Genomic DNA, 21583 nt, shown 5'->3' on the forward strand with positions numbered 1-21583 from the left:
GAGACGGATTCTTTTTATTTAATGTGCTGATGTTTTTCCAGAGAATTCCAAATTCCAAAAAAAGCTTTGTTTCCTTCCTTGTCAGAAAAATTGGTGTTGAAGATCATAATTCTGCCTAAACTGGTTTTAGGGTCAAAGAACATTATCGACATTATTCCCGGGTCGCCGCCGGTATGTCCGATGTAACCTGTATAACCAAATCCCATAAAAATCCCTGCGTTGTAAGATTCGTTATAAGGATTTTTGGTATTTCTCTCCGTGAAATTGGATTCGATAAGCTGCGGTTTGAAATATTCCTTATAGCTTTCTTTTGAAAGAATCGTCCCTTTGCCATTATAACCTTTGATAAGTTCTGAAAGATATTTGCTGAGATCTGTAACGTTAGTTATGAAACCACCGTCCGGATATGTAATCAGTTCGTAATAGGGAAGTGGCGTTGTTGGATTTTCGTAAAGCCTGGAATATTTCTTTACATCAACATCCTTTGTTTTCCAGCCTGAATCTTTCATTTCCAATGGTTCCATAATGTATTTTCCTGTGAATTGATTGAAGGATTCTCCTGTCGCCTGTTCCACGATAAAAGCTGCAAGCGCAGTTCCTACATTGGAATATTCATAAATGGTTCCGGGCTTGTGAGATGTAAAACTGTCTTTATTCCATTTTCCTTTTGCGCTAAGAACATTTTCCAGATAAGATTGCAGAGAAATTATGGAATCAGCAGGATTAAAAGATTGCTCATCTTCAAAGGTCAGTTTAAGACCATTAAGTTTCTGATTCGGTTTTAAAATTTTTTGAGGAATAATATTCATTATCAGTAATCGATGAAGTATGGCTCGCCAATTGTCGAATCGTGAATTTATCTTTTGGAAAATTAGGGTTACAGACTTTGAATGGCAAATATTTATTAATAGAATCATCAAGATTTAGTTTTCCTAATTCCTGAGCTTTCAGCAATGCGATACCAACAAATGTCTTGGAAACTGAACCGATATTCTGAATGGTTTCCGTTGTGTATTTTTTATTGTTTTCGACATCGGAAAATCCAAATCCGTGTTTATATAAAATTCCATCCTCATCAACAATTGAAACCGTAAATCCATTGAATTTTTTCTGTTGATAAATAGTATTGATTTCATTGGTCAATGCCAATTGGTTATTCTTAGTTTCTGTGGAAACAGAACAAGACATTAGAGCAAGAGATAGTACAATGAAAGAATATATTTTTTTCATTAGCTTTTTAATTAAAACAATCGGATGAGTAAATTCATTACGTTTTGCTAAAATAAAAAAACTCCCAAATTCTGGGAGTTTAATTTTATGCAGTTGTTTCCTCTTTCGGAAGTTTAAATTTCTTAGAATAAATCATAATCAGAAAACCTGAGATCATAAACGGAATGCTGAGAACCTGACCCGTATTAAGCCCTGCAAATTGGATGAATTCATCGCCTTGTGGCTCTTTCAGAAATTCTACAAAGAATCTTACCGCCCATAGAATAATAAAGAACAATCCGAATAACCAGCCCTGCTGATATTTTTTGTCAGTTTTTCTGTAAAGAAACCATAAAAGGACGAACAAACAAAAGTAACCCACCGCCTCGAAAAGCTGGCTAGGGTAACGCGGAATAGTTACACCATATTCCGAACTCTGCTGTGGGAAAAGAATCGCAAATGGTGAACTTGGATCAACTGGTTTGCCAATGATTTCCGAATTGAAAAAATTACCTATTCTCACAAATGCACCGCCCAAAGCCACTACAATCCCGATTCTGTCATAGACCCAAAAAGGATTTTTCTTAATGATTTTAAAACTGTAATAGAGTGTTGTAAAAATCAATGCAATTGTGGCACCGTGGCTAGCCAGACCGGAAAATCCTGTAAAATGCAATCCGCCTCTTGTACTGATTGGCAGAAATACGCTCAGGAAATCTTCTCTGAACAGTTCTGGCTGATAAAAAATAACGTGACCCAACCTTGCGCCAAGAATTGTCCCGATTAAAGTCCACGTGAATAGAGGTTCAAGAAATTTCTCATCCACGTTATCAATTTTAAAAATTTTTGCCATTATCACATAGCCCAATCCAAATGCAAAAATGAACATCAAACTATAAAAATGCAACATCACAGGACCAAGAGAAATACCTTTCTTGGGATTCCAGATTTTGAATTCTGTTTCCAGTTCAGTATTATCAGTTGGTTTCAGAACTTTATCAGACTTCAGTAAATATTTGAAATTTTCTATGTTTTTCTGCTCGAAAACAGGTTCCTGCGGTTTGAAATTTTTATCCAGAAACTGGAATTTATTAACCTTAAAAGTTTCTAAAATATCCTGAATGCTAGCCAAATGTTCCGCAGATTCCGGTTTTATATTATCTTCGTTCAAGATAATTAATTCGTTTGAAATGTTTTTAAAAGCTTGATTAGCAAGTTCATCTGTTCTCTGGGATGCAAAGATTTTAACAGGTATGCTTTCACTGTTATTAACCTTTAACGTTCCCGCAGATAAATCGTTTGCACTGATTTGCGAAGAAAAAAGCTGAAAAACTCCAGCAAAAAGAATTAGAAAAAATCTAAGAAAGATATTGTTCATTGATAATTGATTTTAGTGTTTTTTAGGTGGTACAGGATCATAACCTTCACCACCCCAAGGATGGCAGCTGCCAATTCTTTTAAGGGCGAGCCAGCTTCCCTTGAAAAGGCCGTGAACTTTTAGTGCCTCCAAAGTATAATGTGAGCAGGTTGGTTCGTATCTGCAGTTTTTCCCCAGCCAAGGCGAGATGAAAAATTGATAGAACTTTATCAGTACCACAAATGGATAAGTCAGAATCCTGTTCAGCATTTTTAGATTTACTGATACAAAAATAGCAGAAAAATCAAATACCAAATCAACTTTAACCAACAATAACATTTAACTTATGTTTTGAACACCTTATCCGTCCTATGTATGCTGAGCTTGTAGCAGCGATTCCACTTTTTTTCAGATGAGGAAGCTAACGTGCGCAATACTCTAAAACTTTTAAGATTTGCGCTCTGGAAAAAGAGCTCCACTCAGCCTGCGATGTGTGGAATTCATTTTTTTTGAAATGTAATGTTAATTGAATTTAAACAAAAGTTTAATTTAGTCTTACCTTAAAGCCAGAAATTTGAATTTCTAAGTGAAAATCAGGAATTTTGCAAAATGGATAGGAGGATTTTTCCGCTGGCTTTGGGCGCGTTAGGTATTGGAACTACGGAATTTGTGATAATGGGATTATTGCCAGATGTTGCAAAATCACTGAATATATCAATTCCACAAGCCGGACATTTGATATCATCCTATGCTTTCGGCGTTGTTGTTGGAGCACCGATTTTAATTGCCTTTGCTGCGAAATATCCGCCGAAGAAAATTCTGTCTTACCTAATGATTGCCTTTGTGATTTTCAACGGATTATCCGCATTGGTCAATGATTATTACACAATGATGATTGTCAGATTTCTTTCGGGACTGCCGCATGGTGCATTTTTCGGCGTAGGGACTGTAGTGGCAACTAGACTGGCAAAACCAGGAAAACAGGCACAAAGTATCGCAATGATGTTTACCGGACTTACACTAGCCAATCTCGCAATGGTTCCATTTGTCACCTGGTTGGGGCATCAGATGAGCTGGCGTTATGCATTTGGCGTCGTTTCTGTTTTAGGACTATTGACGCTGATTAGTCTGAAATTCCTTTTACCTTATATGGACAGCCTTAGAACTACCACACTGAAGGACGAACTGGAATTTTTTAAATCTGCAAAAGCGTGGCATATCATCGCCATTACCGGAATTGGTTTTGGAGGTTTATTTGCGTGGTTCAGTTATATCACACCATTGATGACCACTGTTTCCAGATTCGATAAAGATTTTATTGCGTACATTATGGTTTTAGCTGGTGCTGGGATGGTAATCGGAAATTTCCTTGGAGGTGTAATGGCTGACAAAATGCGACCGGCATTGGCTGCGGCAATTTTGCTCACTGCAATGATTCTGGCCTTGATTGGTGTTTTCTTCTTTTCTGAAAACCAGTCCGTGTCACTAGTTCTGACTTTTGTCTGTGGTGCTTTGTCTATGGCTGTGGGAACGCCGGTCAATATTATGATGTTGCGTTCTGCCAAAAACTCGGAAATGATGGCTGCTGCTTTTATGCAGGCGGCATTCAACATCGGGAATTCGCTTGGAGCCTTTTTTGGAGGTTTGCCTTTGGAATTTGGTTTGTCTTATAGTTATCCTTCTTTGGTTGGTGCAGGTTTGGCAGGGATTGGATTATTTCTATGTCTGGCTTTTATGAAAAAATATAAACCGGTTATTTAGATTTATCAATTGTGCGAAAAGTCAGACTAATTCTTGGTTTGATGATTTTTGTGGTAGTTGGTAATCTGTGAAGCCAGAATTTTTGAGTGACATCTTTCATCATCAGCAGGCTTCCGTTTTCAAGAATCAGTGAAACCAATTCCTTCGTAGTTTTATGTTTGAAATTAAATTTTCGTTCCGCACCAAAACTCAACGAACTGATGGCACCATTATCTTTCAGATCCTTTTCGCCATCGCTGTGATATGCCATTCCTTCGGAACCATTGTGATAAAGATTTAATAAGCAAGAATTAAATGTTTCGCCGCTGATACTTTCAATTTTTCCTTTGATTTCCAATAGTGTTTTGTTCCACGGCAAAGCAGTTTTTGTTCTTCCGGAATAGGTATAGCTGAAAGATTCACTTCCGTACCAGGCTACTTTCCGTTTGGTTTCAATCAGTTTTCCAAAGATGACCGCTTCATCACTTTTCCATTCAACTTCGGTCATTAATTTGTCAAAATAACCGTTCGCTTCCTCTTCAGAAAAGATTTTTCCGTAGTAGGAAGTCACGCCATCGTAAGGCAGAATATTTTCAATGATATCGAAATGGTCGTCAAAAAGGCTCATAATATCTTTTTGTCTAATTATTTATGGTTCTAAAATACAACTAAGTTCATAAATAGTAATCATCACAATAGTTTTTAGTCTTAGGATCCTTATTTCTTATCGTTTAATTCTTATTTTTGCAATCGATTTATTATTCAATCACCAATTATCGTTTTACATAATGAAGCCGAGCTTAGCAAAAGGAACAAGAGATTTTACATCGAAAGAAGTTTCGAGAAGAAAATATATCATCAATACTTTACAAAAGAATTTTGAATTATTTGGTTTCCAGCCGTTGGAAACACCTAGTTTTGAAAATCTTTCAACTTTGACTGGAAAATACGGCGAAGAAGGTGATCGGTTGATTTTTAAAATTCTCAATTCAGGCGATTACGCTTCAAAAACTAATGAAGATGACTGGACTAATAAAAATTCTCAAAAACTGATTTCCCAAATTTCCGAAAAAGCACTTCGATACGATTTGACTGTTCCATTTGCTCGCTTTGTCGCAATGAATCACGGACAATTGGCTTTTCCTTTTAAGCGCTACCAGATTCAGCCAGTTTGGAGAGCAGACAGACCTCAGAAAGGAAGGTTCCGAGAGTTTTACCAATGTGATGCAGATGTGGTGGGAAGTACAAGCCTTTGGCAAGAGGTGGAATTGTTACAGTTATATTTTAAATCATTTCAGGACTTAAAATTATCGGTTTCGATTCACATCAACAACAGAAAAATTCTTTCGGGATTAGCCGAATATGCAGGAATTGCAAACCAATTGATTGATTTTACCGTTGCTCTTGATAAATTAGATAAAATCGGAAAAGATGGAGTCACCAAAGAAATGCTGGAAAAAGGTATTTCTGAGGAAGCGATCTCCAAATTGGATTTTCTTTTCAGTCAATCAGACGACGCATTGGAAAACCTTCTTAATCTAAAAGAAAAATTCGTAGGCAACGAAATCGGCTTGAAAGGTGTAGAAGAACTGGAATTCGTGATTAGCAATGCTCTGAATCTCGGAATTGACGCTCAAAACTTAGTTTTTGATATCACTTTAGCTAGAGGTCTAGATTATTACACAGGTGCTATTTTTGAGGTTAAGGCTGATGAAGTTGCTATGGGTTCCATTGGTGGTGGTGGCCGTTATGATAATCTGACGGAAGTTTTCGGCGTTAAGGATATTCCTGGAATCGGGATTTCTTTCGGACTGGACAGGATTTATCTTGTTATGGAAGAGTTAGGCATTTTTCCAGAAGATTCTGAAAAGAATGTCAAATATCTTTTTGCCAACTATGGCGAGGCAGAATCCATAGAAGCTTTGAAGCTGATTTCTAAACTGAGACAGAGGAATATCGCTGCAGAATTATATCCAGAATCTTCCAAACTAAAAAAGCAATTTAGTTATGCCGAGAAAAAAGGCATCGAAAATCTAGTTTTTATGGGGTTGGAAGAGATTAACAATCAAAGTGTGACGGTGAAAAATCTTTTATCAGGCGAACAAAAAACAATGAAGATTGAGGCGTTTCTGGATTAATAACTAGAAAACGGTTTAGTTTGCTGATAGCACTTTATCTTATCAATTTCGAGCAAGTTGATACGTCCTACTCTAACTTATAAGTCGTAATAACTTTTTCATTTTAATAAATTTCTGATAGGATGTTTTTTTGAGTATTTTGATTTTTTTTCCTGGAAATTTCCGGTTTTTTGAGATGTTTTTCTTTTAAGTAACCACAAAATATTCTGTAGAAATTACTTTGTAGCATCGTTCTTCAAAAGAATCTTTAGAAATAGCAATTTTAAAAAAAAATTAAATTTTATATCTAGATTTTTTAGTTATGTTTTAGAAAAGGATTTTAGCAATAGAATCTTCCATAAAAAATTCAATTACCAAAAAAGTTTATCTACTTTTGCAGGAAATAAAACTGTATGAAGCCAGGACAAACTCAGAGACTCAAAATATCAGAAAAAATCTCTTCAGGATTCATTTTAAAAGATGAACAGGGCGAAAAAGCTTTTATTCAGAAAATTTTTGCAGATGACTCCTGGGATATAGACCGAGAAGTGGATGTTTTTGTATATCAGGAAGAAGGAAACCTGAAAGCTACCACAGAAAAAGCCAATGCAGAGATTGGCGAATTCGCTGTAATGACATGTGTCCAAAGTCTTCCTAGCGGTGCTTTTATGGATTGGGGAATTATAAAAGATCTATTTATCCCATACAAACAGCAAAAGTCTAAAATTGTAGAAGGTAAACGATATCTTGTCTATGTGTATATAGATGAAGCAAGCGGACTTATTACAGGAACTACAAAATTTAAAAGGAATCCGCAGTACGATCATTTACCTTTCCAAAAAGGTGATAAAGTTGATCTTATTATGATGAATGAATCCGAGTTAGGGTGGAATGTTGTTATTGATAAAAAATACATCGGACTGATCTACACATCAGATATTTTTAAAAAACTTTATCCACTTTCCGAAGAGTACGGATACATCAAAGCTATTCGGGAAGATGGTAAAATAGATGTCACCTTGCAGCCGGAAGGCTTTGAAAATGTAGATGAGTTCAAACAAAAAATCATTGATAAGCTTAATGACAGTTACGGTTTACTTTATCTTTCCGATAAATCTTCTCCAGATGAGATAAAGGATGAATTGCAGATGAGTAAAAAGAATTTCAAAAAAGCTATCGGAAGTCTTTATAAAGATAAAGCGATAGAAATTCTGGAAGACAGAATCAGATTGCTATAATATCTATGCAAAATATCACCTTTTCTGATGTCGTGTTGGAATCGTTTTTGAATTTGAAAAATGAAATCAGAATCGATGAAAAAAATTCTTATCAGTGGTGCAACCGGACTCGTTGGAAAAAAACTGTCACAAAAACTGTATGAACGTGGCTATAATGTAGAGATCTTAGTACGGTCTAAAAAGGAAAATACTAATTTTAAATCCTATCTCTGGGACTATAAAAATAATTTTCTGGAGGAGGGTGCTTTGGAACAAACATATATTTTTATTCATCTAGCTGGTGCTTCCATTAGCAACAGATGGACAGATTCCTATAAAAAAGAGATCTATGCCAGCAGAATAGATTCTGCTCAATTTATCTTTGATCAGATGAAGGCAAAAAATATTCATCCAGAGGCTGTCATTTCATCATCTGCAGTCGGATTTTACGGACAAATTACATCAGACCATATTTTTTCTGAAAATGATATCCCCGGTGAAGATTTTCTAGGCAATGTTTGTAGAGACTGGGAAATGAAAGCAATTCAGTTTCAAAATCTCGGTAGCAGAGTAGTTCAGGTTCGTACGGCCACTGTACTTTCGGAAAAAGGTGGCGCTTTAGAAGTTCTAAGAAAACCGGTGGATTATAACATAGGAGCAGTATTAGGAAATGGCAAACAGTATTTTCCCTGGATTCATATTGATGACCTTGTGAATATGTACCTAAAAGCTGTAGAAGATGCTTCTATGACTGGCGCTTATAACGCTTCTGCACCGGAATTTGTAAACAATGAAATCTTTACAAAAAAACTAGCTTCACACCTCGGGAAAAAAATAATTTTACCCAATGTTCCAAAATTTATCATAAGAACTATGCTTGGTGAGATGTCCGTGATTGCTTTGGAAGGTAGCCGTATTTCAGCTGATAAAATACAAAATTCAGGTTTCAAGTTTGCGTACAAAACACTGGAAGAAGCTCTTTCGGACGTCTTATAAATTTACGGATTGTTCATTTTTTCATTGACAGATTTTCTGAAATCAATATCATCTAAAACCCATTTAAGAATTTTATCTTCGGAAGATCTGATGTTAGCAAAGTCAGGATCAACATAAAAATTAGGTATTACACCCAATCCTTTATTTTCAAATTGAATATTGGGACGTATAAGAAATAGCCCGATTGGTAATGTTAATTTTGAGTTAGGCAAAGTTACGGTATTATTCACACCTGAGACTGTACCATCATTGGCACCGCCGGTTTCTTCGCCCACTATTGTGGCTCTTTTCTCGTATTTTAACTTTGCCGAAATGATGGATGATGCAGAAAAGCTGGCACCATTTACCAACACATAGATTTTTCCTTGGAAAGCATTTGTTTTTGGTCTTGTTGGTCTTGATACAAACTCTCTGAAATAATAATGATGCTCTTTTTTAGATGACATAAGATAATTCCCAGCCAGAAAAAACGGGTAGCCAATTGCCGTAAAGATGGATGAAAAAACAGTTTGTCCCCGGAAATAATTCTGATGCATTCCAGATGTTTTGGAAGTCATCTCAGGAACTTTTATCAAGGTGAATTTTTTATCTGAGAGGTATGAATACAGTGTGTTGATTTCGGAAAGCGACCCTCCAAGATTATCCCGAATATCCAGAATTAGATATGCCGAACCTGCTTTTTTGATCTTTGAAAATGACTCTGAATAAAATGCTTTGGAAAGTGTTGCAGAAAATGTTTTTATTTTGATATAGGCAATACTGCTGTCACTTGATAGGAATTTCAGACTTCTGTTATAGCTTTTGGAGTCAAAATCATAATCCTGTATTTTCTGAAAAGAGGTTACCTTGGGTTGTACTTTTTCCTTTGTAAGTTCCTGCTCCGTTTTTTTCTGCCTCCTTATAATAATCTCAGATACTTTATTATCCAATTTGGTAAGAAGTTTTGCACTGTCTAGAAACCCGTTTTCCAGCGTATAATAATTGAAAAATGTTAGATTTATAAAATATTTCTGAAAGGTTTTGTTGTAACCGTCCGAGCTAAAAAGTCTTCTGTAGCGTTCCGTAAGATCAGAAATATTTTCGTTGTTGATTGTAAGGATTTCGGTGCCAGGTTTTATATTTCCAAAATTCTGTTTGTTATCAGTCACAAACATTCTGTTGTCAATAATTTTATAGTCCATCATTGCGAAAAGAGGTTTTTTTGTCTTCAGTTCTTTTTGCTCAGACTTTGAATATTGTCTTGGCACAGGTCTCAGCTGGAGATGTCCTTCCTTAATGCTTGCAATTGCAGGAGATAATTTTAGGTAAAATTGATTAGGAGTCAGTGGTTCGGTTATGATTTGTTTCAGGCTGTCAAATTTTTTGTCCAGCTGTGGCTTGGAAATGTACCAATAAAGATTAGGGTGAAATCTCTTAAGCTTTTTGTACGTAAAGTCTACATCTTCTCTTAGTTCGGAAGCTGGTATTTTCTTTTGTAAAAACAAATTATTTTGCCTTACAGAATTGCAGGAGAGTACAAACAACAATAAAAAAAACAATAAAACAGATTTCATACTTTCAAAAAATTAGCTTTTTTCGGAAAGTTAAGTATCCTATAATGCCGTATTAAAAAGAATATAATATTTACAGCTGATCAATATTAATTATAAAATCATCTACGATTTGATCCGGCGTTGCCCAGGATGTAATGATTCGAATAGCAGAACGCTCTTCATTTACTTTTTTCCAGATGTAAAAATCAAAATTTTCAGCTAACTTTTCGATTTGGGAGTTGCTGAGAATCGGGAAAATCTGATTGGTAAATGTTTCTGACAAGAATTGAAAACCTTTTTTCTGAAATGCAGATTTGATTTTCATTGCCTGAACGTTGGAATGTTTTGCTAGGTCAAAATACAGTTCATTCTTCATCAGTTCCGAAAACTGAATGCCCAGCAGTCTTCCTTTTGCCAGCATTGCGCCTTTCTGCTTGATATGAAATCCAAATTCTTCTTTGAGTTTTTTATTGGTAATGATAATCGCTTCGCCCAAAAGTGCTCCATTCTTTGTGCCTCCGAGGTAAAAAACGTCCGTCAAGTTGGCGATATCTTCCAAAGTCAAATCATTGATTTCTGAAGTCAGAGCTTGTCCTAATCTCGCACCGTCCATAAAAAGATACAAATCATTGGTTTTGCAAAATTCAGACAGTTCTTGTAATTCTTTCTTTTTGTAAATGGTTCCTATTTCGGTAGAATTGGAGATGTAAACCAATTTTTGTTTGACTTGATGTGGTTTATTGGTATGCAAGTCCAAAACGGACTGGATATGTTCTGGTTTTAGTTTTCCATCCGAAGTTGCCAATCCGTGAACTTTATGTCCTGTAGCTTCGATAGCGCCGGTTTCATTGGTGAAAATATGACCTGTTTCCGCAGAAATAACACTTTCGTGTGGTCTGAGAATAGAAGAAATAACAAGCAAGTTGGCTTGAGTTCCTCCGCTTACAAAATGAATATCGGCATCGTAATGATTCATTTTTTTTTGGATTAATTCTCTGGCCTCTTCTGAATATTCATCGTAACCATAGCCGTTTTGCTGACTAAGATTTGTTTTGATTAATGCTTCTAAAATATTAAGATGACAACCTTCCGAATAATCGTTTTTGAAAGAATATTTCTTCATTATTTCTGCTTTTTTAATCGTAATGAAACCTGCACTTGGCAATTTGGATTTCATTATCTTCATATTTATAAATCAGTCGATGTTCGTCATCAATTCTTCTTGACCAAAAACCCGAATATTTATGTTTTAAAGGTTCAGGTTTTCCCGTGCCATCAAAAGGATTTCTGGCGATATCTTTCAGCAATTCATTAATTTTTCTGAGTTTTTTCTTATCTGTATTTTGCCAATAGAGATAATCTTCCCAAGATTCATCCACAAAAACATATTTCATTATCCTTCAATTAAATCTTTAGAAAATGTGTTGCCTGCCTTCAGCTTATCAATCGCTGAATCTAATCTGGTTTCATTTTTCCTAGAGGATAATTCGTGGTTAGTAGCCATCAAAGAATTGTATTCTTCCAAAGATATTACAACAATACCGTTGTCTTTCCCACGATTAATAATTAATGTTTCGAAGTTTTTGGAAACTTTGTCAAGATAAGTTTTAATGTCTTTTCGGAAATCTGATATGTTGGCAATAAGCATAATTTTGTATTTTAACTTGTACAAATATAAGTACAATATGTCAAAATTTTATAATAAATTTTGTTAGTTCAAAATTGAATTCTGTCTAACTTTTACCTATCTTTGAACTATGAATTCCCTCACCGAAGAAAATTATCTGAAAGCGCTTTATCATCTTATTAATGATAATGATGAAGTTTCTGTAAATGACCTGAGCCGACAACTTAACATCAAAATGCCGTCTGTGAATAGTATGATAAAAAAATTTGCAGATAAAAAATGGGTAAAATATGAATCTTATAAACCTATCAAACTAACTGAATCCGGAAAGAAAGAAGCGTCGCTCATCGTAAGAAAACACCGATTGACAGAGATGTTTCTGGTAGAAAAGATGGGTTTTGGTTGGGAAAATGTCCACGAAATTGCAGAACAGTTAGAACACATTCATTCCGAAGTGTTTTTTGATAAAATGGACGAAATCCTCAATTACCCGAAAGTGGATCCGCACGGTGAACCTATTCCGGACAAAGATGGTAATGTAATCCAGCCCGATTTTAAAAAACTGAGTAAATGTCAGGAAAATGAAATAGTGGAACTGGCGTCTGTAACTACTTCTTCGGAAGAATTTCTCAGCTTTCTTAATAAAAGAAATCTAAGTCTAGGAACTGAAATCAAAGTTCTGCAAAAGGAAGATTTTGACCACTCAATAAAGGTTTCATACAATGGTCAGGAAGAGAATTTTAGTAAAACGGTCTGTGACAGGTTGTTAGTAAAATAAAAAAGAGACTTAAAATCAAGTCTCTTTTGTTTATGCTTAATTGAACATATCCTTCACTTTCTCGAAGAATGTCTTTTCTTTTCCTGTTGGTTCGGCATTCATATCGCCGTTTTCCAACTGGCTCTGGAAAAATTCTTTCTGCTCTTTGGTCAGTTTTTGTGGTGTCCAGACATTGATATGAACAAACATATCACCTTTTCCACCATAACCTTCAATATTTGGAAGACCTTTGCCAGCCAATCTCAGGATTTTACCGGATTGTGTTCCTTCATCAATCTTGATTTTGACCTTTCCGCCTACTACATTAATTTCCTTTGTGGTTCCTAGAGCCGCTTCGGCAAAAGATATATACAGTTCCTGATGTAGATTATCGCCCTCGCGCTTGATTGCTTTATCTACTTCTTCCTCCACCACTACCAAAAGGTCGCCAGGTGTTCCGCCCAAAGGCGCATCATTTCCTTTTCCTCTAACATTAAGCTGGATGCCGTCTCTGGCACCTGCCGGAATATTGATGGTGATTTCTTCTTCTTCTTTCACTAAACCTTGTGCATTGGCTCCGGAAGGGATTTTGTCTGCCACTTTTCCGATACCTTGACATGTTCCACAAGTGGTTTGCGTCTGCATCTGTCCGAACATCGTATTCATAACTTTGACTTGAACACCACTTCCGCCACATGTAGGACAAGTTTTAGAAGTAACACCAGCAGCCAGTTTCATCTTCTTGACCTTAACGGTTTTCTGAGTTCCGTTGATCATCTCTTCAAGATTCAACTTGATGCGGATTCTCAGATTGGAACCACGTGCCTGCTGCTGTCTCTGACCACCGCCAAATCCGCCATTGAAATGTCCGCCGAAAATATCGCCAAACTGACTGAAAATGTCTTCCATATTCATTCCGCCGCCAAAGCCGCCAAATCCACCACCGCCAGCTGCACCGCCCATTCCGGCGTGTCCGAACTGGTCATACCTGGCTTTCTTGTTATCGTCGCTCAGCACTTCATAGGCTTCTGCCGCTTCTTTAAATTTTTCTTCTGCTTCCTTATCGCCAGGATTTTTATCCGGGTGATATTTGATTGCCATTTTTCTGTAGGCTTTCTTGATTTCTTCTACGCTGGCCGATTTGGATATTTCTAAAACTTCGTAATAATCGCGTTTTGACATAATTCGTAATTAATCATTGATAGTTGAGGAATGGTAATGAATATTTAAAATGAAAAAATCATTTAATAATTATTTCTTAACATTCATAATGTTTACTTTCCGGTTACTACTTTAGCAAAACGAATGACTTTGTCGTGAAGCTGATAACCGGTTTCTATCACATCTACAATCTTGCCCTTCAATTCTGGAGTTGGTGAAGGAATCTGCGTAATAGCCTCGTGAAAATCTACATTAAAATCGTCTCCAACATTCACATCAATTGGTTTAAGACCTTTCTCTATCAATTTGTTTCTGAATTTCTGATAAATCAACTCTACGCCTTTCAGGTCGGATTCGTTTCCGTTTTTAGCGATCTCTTTCAAAGCTCTTTCAAAATCGTCCAAAATGCCTAACATAGAAGTCATCAGATCTTTTGAAGCATAAAGGTAAAATTCATTTTTTTCTTTCAGAGTTCTTTTTTTGTAATTTTCAAACTCTGCATATAAACGGATATATCTGTCTTTTTCTTCTGCCAAAAGTTCTTCTGCAGTAGGCTTTTGTGACACATTTTCCTGATTTTCCTGTTCCGTGTTTTCAGTGTTCTGTGAGTTCGTGTCCAGATTTTCTTCGTGTATATCTTTATTTTCGTCCATTATTGATAATTTTATATCTTCTGTTTCTCAATTTTTCTGCCAATGCTTTACCATTGACAATTAGGCAGAATTTTTTATCATTAAGCGTAAATTTTGACATTTCGTATAAAAAACTGTATTTTTATCAAAATTATAGGAATGAGACTGACGAAAGAGAATGATAAAAAACTATCTGCATTAGAAAAAGTAGCCAACGGAATCATTTGGTGGGTAGGTTCTATTCAGTCGCTGGTTTTCCATACTATTTTTTTCATTATTTGCTTTGCATTGCCTATTTTCAATATTGTTGAATTTGAGCATATGTTGCTGGTTCTTACCACTGTCGTTTCTCTGGAGGCGATCTATCTGGCCATTTTTATTCAGATGTCTGTGAATAAAAGTTCTGAACATATTGAGGATTTGAAAGAAGATGTCAATGAGATCCAAGAAGATATTGATGAGATTCAGGAAGATATTGAAGAAATTCAGGAAGATGTAGAAGAAATCCAAGAAGATATTGACGAAATTCAGGAAGATGTTGAGGAAATCAGTGAAGATGAAGATGATGAAGACCACAGCGAGCGTGCCAGAACGGTAATGCTGAAAAGCAAAGTGACAAGTAATAAAAATGATATCAAAAACCTGAAAGATAAAATTGCTGAGCTGGAAAATCTAATAGAAAGCCTTAAGAAAGAAGTTGAGCAATAATTCTACAGTTCCAGTTTAAGAATTTTCTCCATTTGTTTCTGATTGACAGATTCCGGTATCCGTCTGAAAATCGTATTCCTGAAGCTTGTAAAATTCTCCCATTGCGCAATCTTTCCTAAAGTCCAGCTTGTTTTCACAATGTGATGAACTTTCTTCTTTCGGATTTTTTCAAATTGAGAAAAAACTATGTTCCAGTCTTTTTCACTTTCTGATAATTTTGCAATCACATAGGCATCTTCTACCGCTTGGCAACCGCCTTGTCCCATATTGGGCGTCATGGCGTGGGCAGCATCACCAATCAGACAAAGATTTTCTGTACACCAACTGTCCATCGGTTGGATGTCGATAATGTCATTTAGGATAATATTTTGTTTCGCAGTTTCAGCAATCATTTCCAAAATATCAGGATGAAATTCCCGAAACGTTTCCAACAAATCAATATCATCAGAATAGAATTTCTCATTCACCAAAGCGTACCAATATAAAATATTTTCAGAAAGTTTTACAAAGCCGAAACGTTTCCCTTTTCCCCACATTTCGTAAGCGTTGTGGCTGTATTTTTCTGGGATTTCGGTTTGTAGAATTCCGCGCCAGCATTTTTGACCAGCATTTCGGATTTCTCCGGATTTTAGAATTTGATTTCGAACCAAAGATTTTACGCCATCTGCTCCAAAAACAATTTCGCTTTCGATTTCTGTTTTATCTTCAAAAGTTAAATGATAGTTTTCTTTTTTCTCAATTGTCGAAAGTCGTTTATTAAGAATGATATGTTCCGAAATATTTTCACTGAGAATTTTTTGTAAATCTGCTCTGTGAATGGCAATGTTGCAAACTTTGTATTTGTTTCCCAATTTCAAAACATCCGTTTTCGAAATGGTTTTCAGTTTTTCATCAGTTATGATCAAAGCGTGCATTTTGGTTCCGGCATTCTCGATTTTTTCTTTCAATCCGAGTTTATCAAAAATTTGCATTGCATTTCCAGCCATTGCAATTCCCGCTCCAACCGTTTTTATTTCCGGCGCACTTTCATAGATTTTGAAATCGATGTTTTGTTGCTTTAGAACATTACCTAAAGTCAAACCGCCAATTCCGCCACCGATGATTGAGATTGAATTCATTATTTTCTAGTTTTCTTAAATTTGTAGTGTTGGTAGAAAAAAGAAAAACTTATCAGAATAGTAATCATTACATCAAACCAAAATACGGATTTTCTAAATTCTTTTGCATTAACAATTTCAATAAGACAAATTATTCCTGACATAATTGTTATCCATCCATAAAGCGCATAATTGTTTTTTTCTTTGTCGAAAAAAGGCATATGTCCTCCTGTAAAATGTCCTGGATTATACATATTCTTATCCCATTCTTTGTAACCTGCAATTACAGATTCGTCAACTTCGACTTCATTTTCGTCTAGATTTAAACTGTTTATAAATTCAAAAACATTTTGCTTGTCTTTTTCCTCACAATAAAGAATGTTGTTTTCCCAATCGGCTTCGAACAATATTCCTTTATCCTTTAAACTTTGGCAAACAAAATCTAAATTAGAAACAAATTTGAATTTTTTAATTTCAATCATATTCAAAAATATAAAAAAAGCAAGACCAAAAAGTCTTGCTTTCATATCATTCCAAGAATGAAAATTTTATTTACCAAGATAAGATTTCAAAATCTTACTTCTGGAGTTGTGTTTCAATCTTTTGATGGCTTTTTCCTTAATTTGTCTAACTCTTTCTCTCGTTAGGTCAAAAGTTTCCCCGATTTCCTCCAAAGTCATTGGATGTTTTCCGTTTAAACCGAAATATAATCTTACCAAATCTGCTTCTCTAGGCGTCAACGTGCAAAGTGCTCTTTCAATTTCGATTTGTAGAGATTCCAACATCAAATCTTTATCAGGACTTGGAGATTCTCCCGAACGCAAAACGTCATAAAGGTTAGAATCTTCACCTTCCACAAGCGGCGCATCCATAGAAAGGTGACGGCCACTGTTTTTCATAGATTCCTTGATGTCTTCCTCGCTCATATCCAGAACTTCTGCCAATTCTTCCGGAGAAGGTGGTCTTTCGTTTTCTTGCTCTAGGTGAGCATAAGCTTTGTTGATTTTGTTGATAGAACCAATCTTATTCAAAGGTAATCTTACAATTCTCGACTGCTCAGCCAAAGCCTGCAAAATCGATTGACGAATCCACCAAACCGCATAAGAGATAAATTTGAAACCTCTTGTTTCATCATATCTTTTCGCCGCTTTCATCAGACCAAGATTTCCTTCGTTGATCAAATCGGGAAGAGAAAGTCCTTGATTTTGATATTGCTTAGAAACCGAAACCACGAAACGTAAGTTAGCTTTGATCAGTTTTTCAAGCGCAGCTCTGTCTCCGGCACGGATTCTCTGAGCCAAATCTACCTCTTCGTCAGCGGTAATCAATTCAACTTTTCCAATCTCCTGCAGATACTTGTCTAGTGATGCGGTTTCCCTGTTGGTAACCTGTTTTGTAATTTTTAATTGTCTCATTATAAAAACCTCATTCTATTAGGTTGCATTATATTATACGATGAGAACATCAAAAAGGTTACAAATATTTTAATTTCACCAGATTAAACTTCAATTTTAACGCATTTTAAAACAGATTAAGATAATTTGACAAAGTCGAACCACTTTGTTAGGTTTGGGCAGCTTAATCCGCCTTCCGCTCCCAAACCGTTAGGTTCGACGAAGTCAATCTTTTCACTCCGCTCCGCTTCGTAAAAAGGATTTCCGCTCAAGTCGGGCTGCGTGCAATTCAATTTCAAATATTATCTTTATAAATGCACTTCGATTCTGCTCAGTGTGATATCGTTAACGCTAATTTTAATAATAAATTTTGTCAGTCTGAGCGGAGTCGAAGACTTGTCCAATTATATAAACAATAATCAGCGAAATCTCCCAAATCTACGGGAATTTAATAATCAATACAAACTTAAATCACACATTTCTCTGTAAATCAATCATTCTTAACAAAAATTTGGGAATCAAAATTCTTAGTATCAATTGTAATTGTTATTTTTGCCGGATGTTAAAAAATCTGTGCCGAATTTTAATTGGATTAACCTTGTTTTCTTGTGGTAAGGAACCTATTCCAAAGCCAAAAGGAGATCTGCGACTGGAATACCCAAACCCAAAATATCTTAGATTCGACTCACCTTGTAATTATTCTTTTGATTATTCGGATTTTTCCAGAGTAGAAAATGCTAAGGAAAATTGCTGGTATTATATCAATTATCCCAAAATGAAGGCCAAAGTTTTCATTACATATTTCCCTATAAAAAATGATTTTCAACTCCACGTGAGGGAAGTAGAAAAAATGGTTTATGAACATACTATAAAAGCAAGTTCCATTGATACCAAGTCTTTCCAATATCCGGAAAAGAAAGTTTACGGTAATTTCTATGAGCTGAAAGGTCAAACCGCATCAAATATCCAGTTTTTTGTTACAGACAGTACAAGACATTTTGTAACGGGTAACCTCTATTTCAATTCCCGTCCGCGCCCAGACTCACTTGCACCAGCTATAGATTATGTAAAAAAGGATCTTTTGCACCTTATAGATTCTTTTGAGTGGAAAAAATAAGTTAGAAGTCAGAGTTAAGAAGACTTTCACTTCGCAAAATAAAATTATAAAATATTAATACTTCCGACATCCATCATCGGACATCGGACAAAAACAAATAAAAATGAAATTATTAGCAGTAGGAACTGTAGCATTTGATGCCATTGAAACACCATTTGGAAAAACGGATAAAATTCTTGGAGGTGCAGCCACTTTTATTGGCTTGGCGGCTTCTGCTTTGGAAACTGAAGTGAGTTTAGTGTCGGTCATTGGCGGCGATTTTCCTCAGGAATATTTGGATATGATGACTTCTAAAAATATCAATGTAGATGGCGTAGAAATGGTGAAAGATGGTAAGACCTTTTTCTGGAGTGGGAAATATCATAATGATCTTAACTCCAGAGATACTTTGGTGACAGAACTAAACGTTTTGGCAGATTTTGACCCAAAAGTTCCTGAACATTCTGCTGATGCTGATGTTCTGTTATTCGGAAATCTTGATCCTGTGGTTCAGCTTTCGGTTTTGGAAAGGATGACAACGCAGCCAAAATTGGTTATTCTTGATACGATGAATTTTTGGATGGATATTGCCTGGGATAATCTGATGAAAGTTATCGCTAAAACAGACGTAATTACCATTAATGACGAAGAAGCAAGACAACTTTCCGGAGAATATTCTCTGGTAAAGGCGGCAAAGAAAATCCACGAAATGGGTCCTAAGTTTGTGATTATAAAAAAAGGAGAGCACGGAGCATTATTATTCCACGAAGGAAAAGTATTTGCAATTCCGGCATTGCCTTTAGAAGAGGTTTTTGATCCTACTGGAGCTGGCGATACTTTTGCTGGTGGATTCGCTTCCTACCTAACTAAGAAAGGTGATTTCAGCTTTGAAAGTATGAAAACTGCTATTATAGTTGGTAGCGCAATGGCTTCTTTCACTGTAGAAAAATTCGGGACCGAGAGAATTCAGCACGTTACAAAACAGGAGCTAAGTGAAAGAATCTTGCAGTTCCGTGAGCTGACTTCTTTTGAATCTGCTATATAACATTTAACCTTACAGAAATTTATCACTCAAAAAAGTGTTATAAATTAATATACAAAAAATGAAGAAGATTTTTTTTCCTGTATTGCTGGCGGTGGCTACGCAAAACCTTTTTGCTCAATATCTGATCGTTGGGAAAGATAGTATTTCGGTAAAAGATTATATCCGAGATAATAAATATGGTCTGGAAAATTCTGGAACGGAAAAATCGGTCAATGCAACAATAGATTTTCTATTGCTCCAGCAGCTCGCCAAAGAAAAAAAAGCAGATACGCTTAACTTTTTCGTCAATACTGTAAATCAAAGATTATCGGAAATAAGAGAACAAAAATTTTATCCCAAATCCGTAATCGATCCTTTACTGACTGATTTTGTAGCATCTAATCAAAAAGAAGTTCAGGTTTTGCTCTTCTTAAAGGAAAAGAACGCGGATGATAAAACGGATTATAAATCACTCTACAATCAGGTTAAAACCGGCAAAATGACGATGGAAGATTTTCTTGCGAAAAATTCAACTCCAGAAACCTCCAAAGCATTTTATGTAAAACCTGGAATGTTGGATTATGAACTCTATCAGCAGGTAAAAAATACACCTGTTAACTCATATACATCTTTTATTGACAAAGGAAACGTAGTTGGCTTTGCTAAAGTTGTCAATACCAGACCAAGCCTCGGCTATATGATTTTTGGAACTCTAGCGATTCCAAAAGATGATAACTATGAAGCTACAAAATCCAAGATCTATAAAGAGCTGGAATCTGGAAAGAAATTTCAGGCTGTGGTAAAAGATTTTGGAGCCAGTGAAGAAGAGAAAAATTCTGGTGGCGCAGTGATGGGCTCGCCAATTTTGCCAGATGAGGTTTACAATGCGCTGAAGGGTCAGACAAAAGATTTTTACACAAAAGAACCAATCTTGTTCAATGATAAATATTTCATCTTCAATATTTATAGCATTGAGCCATATACGCTTACAGATGCAAACAGAAGGTTTTTCCAGAAAGAATTGCTGGCAACAAGTTATGGAGACGAGGCTGCTAAAAGACTCGTACGCTGGCTGAAAACACAGGAGAAATTTGTAGAAACTGCCGATTTTGCAGAGATCAAAAAGTCTTATCAGAGTTATCTCAATGTCAAGAATCCAAAAGCTGTTTTATTTTCTTATGGCGCTAATAAAGTCACTTATGAAGATCTGAAAAAAGCAATAGATTCTCAATATAAAAATCTGGAGCAAATCCCTACAACACAGTGGTCCGATCTTTTAAATTTTCAGGCAGATCAATATATTATTGGGGTTTATGCGAAGAATTTTCAAAATCTTCCAGATGTGAAGCCCGAACTGAATGAACTAAAAAAGAATCTCTTCTCGGAATACATTTTCTCGGAATACCTGAAAGATGAGCTAAAGAACAATCCGCAGCTCTTTACTGATTATTATAATGAAAACAAATCCAAATTTATTTGGGAAAAAAGAGCAGAATCCAGAGCTGTAGTCATTTCTAATCCTGCACTTGTAAAAGAGATAGAAAAAGAGGTTAAAGATCCTAAAAAATGGGATGCGCTCAAAGAAAAATACAAAAATAAGGTCAACGATAAAAATCAGGTTCTTGTTCATTTTGAACAGGGGAAAATTCAGGAAAGTGCAGATATTTTCAAAAAGTATAATGTTCCTTTTAAGAAAGGTGTTTTTCTTACCAAAATTGCGGACAGAGATGTAGTGGTGGCAATAGATGAACTTCTGCCGGAACAACAGATGACATTGGAAGAATCTAAGGAAGATATGAATGATGCAGTAACAGAAAAACTTCTTCAGAAAACTATTGCCGCACAACGCGCTAAAACAAAAGTGGAGATACAGCCAGCGTTTATGGCGGAACTGAATAAAAACTTTAAGAAATAATTAT

23 protein-coding genes are annotated in these 21583 nt (G+C 35.8%); 9 read left to right on the forward strand and 14 right to left on the reverse strand.

What is annotated here, in order from left to right; translation table 11 throughout:
* Positions 1 to 14: 14 nt before the first annotated feature.
* The 4 genes from EGH73_RS00935 to yidD form a co-directional block, all read right to left on the reverse strand.
* Positions 15 to 809, reverse strand: coding sequence for a serine hydrolase domain-containing protein (locus tag EGH73_RS00935; RefSeq protein WP_089771099.1), 795 nt, complete (start codon positions 807 to 809; stop codon positions 15 to 17).
* Positions 763 to 1230, reverse strand: coding sequence for a serine hydrolase domain-containing protein (locus tag EGH73_RS00940; RefSeq protein WP_089771098.1), 468 nt, complete (start codon positions 1228 to 1230; stop codon positions 763 to 765). Before EGH73_RS00940 ends, EGH73_RS00935 begins: the two co-directional genes overlap by 47 nt.
* Positions 1231 to 1315: 85 nt before the next feature.
* A complete protein-coding gene (lgt, locus tag EGH73_RS00945) occupies positions 1316 to 2158 on the reverse strand; it encodes a prolipoprotein diacylglyceryl transferase (RefSeq protein WP_317124628.1) in 843 nt (280 codons plus the stop codon).
* Between the two features lie 441 nt (positions 2159 to 2599).
* The gene (gene yidD / locus EGH73_RS00950) at positions 2600 to 2836 is read right to left on the reverse strand and encodes a membrane protein insertion efficiency factor YidD (RefSeq protein WP_123280309.1); all 237 of its coding nucleotides are present in this window, start codon (positions 2834 to 2836) and stop codon (positions 2600 to 2602) included.
* Between the two features lie 339 nt (positions 2837 to 3175).
* On the opposite strand from yidD, the gene EGH73_RS00955 reads away from it, so the two are divergent.
* Positions 3176 to 4327 carry an MFS transporter gene (locus EGH73_RS00955; RefSeq protein WP_123280268.1) on the forward strand — a complete coding sequence of 384 codons (1152 nt, stop codon included), beginning with the start codon at positions 3176 to 3178 and terminating at the stop codon, positions 4325 to 4327.
* On the opposite strand, the gene EGH73_RS00960 is transcribed toward EGH73_RS00955, so the two are convergent.
* Positions 4320 to 4934: an alpha-ketoglutarate-dependent dioxygenase AlkB family protein gene (locus EGH73_RS00960; protein WP_123280269.1), complete on the reverse strand. Its 615-nt coding sequence runs from the start codon at positions 4932 to 4934 to the stop codon at positions 4320 to 4322. The genes EGH73_RS00955 and EGH73_RS00960 overlap by 8 nt on opposite strands.
* A 160-nt stretch (positions 4935 to 5094) precedes the next feature.
* Here EGH73_RS00960 and hisS point away from each other — a divergent pair, with 160 nt between their 5' ends.
* The 3 genes from hisS to EGH73_RS00975 all read left to right on the forward strand — a co-directional run bounded on the left by hisS (position 5095) and on the right by EGH73_RS00975 (position 8636).
* Entirely contained in the window at positions 5095 to 6444 is a 1350-nt protein-coding gene (gene hisS, locus EGH73_RS00965) for a histidine--tRNA ligase (RefSeq protein WP_123280270.1), read from the forward strand.
* Between the two features lie 392 nt (positions 6445 to 6836).
* On the forward strand, positions 6837 to 7661 hold the full coding sequence (locus tag EGH73_RS00970) for a CvfB family protein (protein ID WP_123280271.1): 825 nt from the start codon (positions 6837 to 6839) through the stop codon (positions 7659 to 7661).
* A gap of 75 nt (positions 7662 to 7736) precedes the next feature.
* Entirely contained in the window at positions 7737 to 8636 is a 900-nt protein-coding gene (locus EGH73_RS00975; RefSeq protein ID WP_184808045.1) for a TIGR01777 family oxidoreductase, read from the forward strand.
* A 2-nt stretch (positions 8637 to 8638) separates the two neighbouring features.
* Here EGH73_RS00975 and EGH73_RS00980 read toward each other — a convergent pair whose 3' ends face one another.
* The 4 genes from EGH73_RS00980 to EGH73_RS00995 form a co-directional block, all read right to left on the reverse strand.
* Positions 8639 to 10120: a S41 family peptidase gene (locus EGH73_RS00980; protein WP_184808046.1), complete on the reverse strand. Its 1482-nt coding sequence runs from the start codon at positions 10118 to 10120 to the stop codon at positions 8639 to 8641.
* A 139-nt stretch (positions 10121 to 10259) separates the two neighbouring features.
* Positions 10260 to 11291: a threonine aldolase family protein gene (locus EGH73_RS00985; RefSeq protein WP_123280310.1), complete on the reverse strand. Its 1032-nt coding sequence runs from the start codon at positions 11289 to 11291 to the stop codon at positions 10260 to 10262.
* A 13-nt stretch (positions 11292 to 11304) separates the two neighbouring features.
* Positions 11305 to 11562, reverse strand: a complete 258-nt coding sequence (locus EGH73_RS00990; RefSeq protein WP_123280274.1) for a Txe/YoeB family addiction module toxin — start codon at positions 11560 to 11562, stop codon at positions 11305 to 11307.
* A complete protein-coding gene (locus EGH73_RS00995; RefSeq protein WP_123280275.1) occupies positions 11562 to 11816 on the reverse strand; it encodes a type II toxin-antitoxin system Phd/YefM family antitoxin in 255 nt (84 codons plus the stop codon). The genes EGH73_RS00990 and EGH73_RS00995 overlap by 1 nt, the downstream gene beginning before the upstream one ends.
* A gap of 109 nt (positions 11817 to 11925) precedes the next feature.
* On the opposite strand from EGH73_RS00995, the gene EGH73_RS01000 reads away from it, so the two are divergent.
* Positions 11926 to 12573: a metal-dependent transcriptional regulator gene (locus EGH73_RS01000; protein ID WP_123280276.1), complete on the forward strand. Its 648-nt coding sequence runs from the start codon at positions 11926 to 11928 to the stop codon at positions 12571 to 12573.
* Between the two features lie 36 nt (positions 12574 to 12609).
* Here EGH73_RS01000 and dnaJ read toward each other — a convergent pair whose 3' ends face one another.
* Positions 12610 to 13734 (reverse strand): molecular chaperone DnaJ, encoded by a 1125-nt coding sequence (gene dnaJ, locus EGH73_RS01005; protein ID WP_123280277.1) that lies wholly within the window; start codon positions 13732 to 13734, stop codon positions 12610 to 12612.
* Between the two features lie 92 nt (positions 13735 to 13826).
* Entirely contained in the window at positions 13827 to 14366 is a 540-nt protein-coding gene (locus EGH73_RS01010) for a nucleotide exchange factor GrpE (protein WP_123280278.1), read from the reverse strand.
* 138 nt (positions 14367 to 14504) lie between these two features.
* On the opposite strand from EGH73_RS01010, the gene EGH73_RS01015 reads away from it, so the two are divergent.
* Positions 14505 to 15053: a DUF1003 domain-containing protein gene (locus tag EGH73_RS01015; RefSeq protein ID WP_123280279.1), complete on the forward strand. Its 549-nt coding sequence runs from the start codon at positions 14505 to 14507 to the stop codon at positions 15051 to 15053.
* A 2-nt stretch (positions 15054 to 15055) separates the two neighbouring features.
* Here EGH73_RS01015 and EGH73_RS01020 read toward each other — a convergent pair whose 3' ends face one another.
* The 3 genes from EGH73_RS01020 to EGH73_RS01030 all read right to left on the reverse strand — a co-directional run bounded on the left by EGH73_RS01020 (position 15056) and on the right by EGH73_RS01030 (position 17565).
* Complete coding sequence (locus tag EGH73_RS01020; RefSeq protein WP_123280280.1) at positions 15056 to 16171, reverse strand: FAD-dependent monooxygenase; 1116 nt, start codon at positions 16169 to 16171, stop codon at positions 15056 to 15058.
* Entirely contained in the window at positions 16171 to 16632 is a 462-nt protein-coding gene (locus tag EGH73_RS01025; RefSeq protein ID WP_148041666.1) for a hypothetical protein, read from the reverse strand. The genes EGH73_RS01020 and EGH73_RS01025 overlap by 1 nt, the downstream gene beginning before the upstream one ends.
* Before the next feature lie 66 nt (positions 16633 to 16698).
* Positions 16699 to 17565, reverse strand: a complete 867-nt coding sequence (locus tag EGH73_RS01030) for a sigma-70 family RNA polymerase sigma factor (RefSeq protein ID WP_089770826.1) — start codon at positions 17563 to 17565, stop codon at positions 16699 to 16701.
* Between the two features lie 538 nt (positions 17566 to 18103).
* Between EGH73_RS01030 and gldD the strand changes: the two genes are divergently transcribed.
* From gldD to EGH73_RS01045, 3 genes are all read left to right on the forward strand, one after another.
* Positions 18104 to 18661: a gliding motility lipoprotein GldD gene (gldD, locus tag EGH73_RS01035; protein WP_123280282.1), complete on the forward strand. Its 558-nt coding sequence runs from the start codon at positions 18104 to 18106 to the stop codon at positions 18659 to 18661.
* Positions 18662 to 18764: 103 nt separating this feature from the next.
* Complete coding sequence (locus tag EGH73_RS01040) at positions 18765 to 19685, forward strand: PfkB family carbohydrate kinase (RefSeq protein WP_123280283.1); 921 nt, start codon at positions 18765 to 18767, stop codon at positions 19683 to 19685.
* A gap of 58 nt (positions 19686 to 19743) precedes the next feature.
* The gene (locus EGH73_RS01045; RefSeq protein WP_123280284.1) at positions 19744 to 21579 is read left to right on the forward strand and encodes a hypothetical protein; all 1836 of its coding nucleotides are present in this window, start codon (positions 19744 to 19746) and stop codon (positions 21577 to 21579) included.
* The last annotated feature ends 4 nt before the right edge of the window (positions 21580 to 21583 follow it).

The sequence above is a fragment of the Epilithonimonas hominis genome, from assembly GCF_003730015.1.
GTDB classification, from domain to species: Bacteria; Bacteroidota; Bacteroidia; order Flavobacteriales; family Weeksellaceae; genus Epilithonimonas; species Epilithonimonas hominis.

Bases quoted from the DNA above. Each gene is read 5' to 3' on its own strand.
- EGH73_RS01010 (WP_123280278.1), bottom strand. From the start codon at position 14,366: ATGGACGAAAATAAAGATATACACGAAGAAAATCTGGACACGAACTCA.
- EGH73_RS00955 (WP_123280268.1), top strand. From the start codon at position 3,176: ATGGATAGGAGGATTTTTCCGCTGGCTTTGGGCGCGTTAGGTATTGGA.
- EGH73_RS00970 (WP_123280271.1), top strand. From the start codon at position 6,837: ATGAAGCCAGGACAAACTCAGAGACTCAAAATATCAGAAAAAATCTCT.
- EGH73_RS01045 (WP_123280284.1), top strand. From the start codon at position 19,744: ATGAAGAAGATTTTTTTTCCTGTATTGCTGGCGGTGGCTACGCAAAAC.
- EGH73_RS01040 (WP_123280283.1), top strand. From the start codon at position 18,765: ATGAAATTATTAGCAGTAGGAACTGTAGCATTTGATGCCATTGAAACA.
- EGH73_RS00985 (WP_123280310.1), bottom strand. From the start codon at position 11,291: ATGAAGAAATATTCTTTCAAAAACGATTATTCGGAAGGTTGTCATCTT.
- EGH73_RS00990 (WP_123280274.1), bottom strand. From the start codon at position 11,562: ATGAAATATGTTTTTGTGGATGAATCTTGGGAAGATTATCTCTATTGG.
- EGH73_RS00995 (WP_123280275.1), bottom strand. From the start codon at position 11,816: ATGCTTATTGCCAACATATCAGATTTCCGAAAAGACATTAAAACTTAT.
- EGH73_RS00940 (WP_089771098.1), bottom strand. From the start codon at position 1,230: ATGAAAAAAATATATTCTTTCATTGTACTATCTCTTGCTCTAATGTCT.
- EGH73_RS00975 (WP_184808045.1), top strand. From the start codon at position 7,737: ATGAAAAAAATTCTTATCAGTGGTGCAACCGGACTCGTTGGAAAAAAA.
- EGH73_RS01015 (WP_123280279.1), top strand. From the start codon at position 14,505: ATGAGACTGACGAAAGAGAATGATAAAAAACTATCTGCATTAGAAAAA.
- EGH73_RS01030 (WP_089770826.1), bottom strand. From the start codon at position 17,565: ATGAGACAATTAAAAATTACAAAACAGGTTACCAACAGGGAAACCGCA.
- hisS (WP_123280270.1), top strand. From the start codon at position 5,095: ATGAAGCCGAGCTTAGCAAAAGGAACAAGAGATTTTACATCGAAAGAA.
- EGH73_RS00935 (WP_089771099.1), bottom strand. From the start codon at position 809: ATGAATATTATTCCTCAAAAAATTTTAAAACCGAATCAGAAACTTAAT.
- EGH73_RS01025 (WP_148041666.1), bottom strand. From the start codon at position 16,632: ATGATTGAAATTAAAAAATTCAAATTTGTTTCTAATTTAGATTTTGTT.
- gldD (WP_123280282.1), top strand. From the start codon at position 18,104: ATGTTAAAAAATCTGTGCCGAATTTTAATTGGATTAACCTTGTTTTCT.
- EGH73_RS00960 (WP_123280269.1), bottom strand. From the start codon at position 4,934: ATGAGCCTTTTTGACGACCATTTCGATATCATTGAAAATATTCTGCCT.
- EGH73_RS01020 (WP_123280280.1), bottom strand. From the start codon at position 16,171: ATGAATTCAATCTCAATCATCGGTGGCGGAATTGGCGGTTTGACTTTA.
- yidD (WP_123280309.1), bottom strand. From the start codon at position 2,836: ATGCTGAACAGGATTCTGACTTATCCATTTGTGGTACTGATAAAGTTC.
- dnaJ (WP_123280277.1), bottom strand. From the start codon at position 13,734: ATGTCAAAACGCGATTATTACGAAGTTTTAGAAATATCCAAATCGGCC.
- EGH73_RS01000 (WP_123280276.1), top strand. From the start codon at position 11,926: ATGAATTCCCTCACCGAAGAAAATTATCTGAAAGCGCTTTATCATCTT.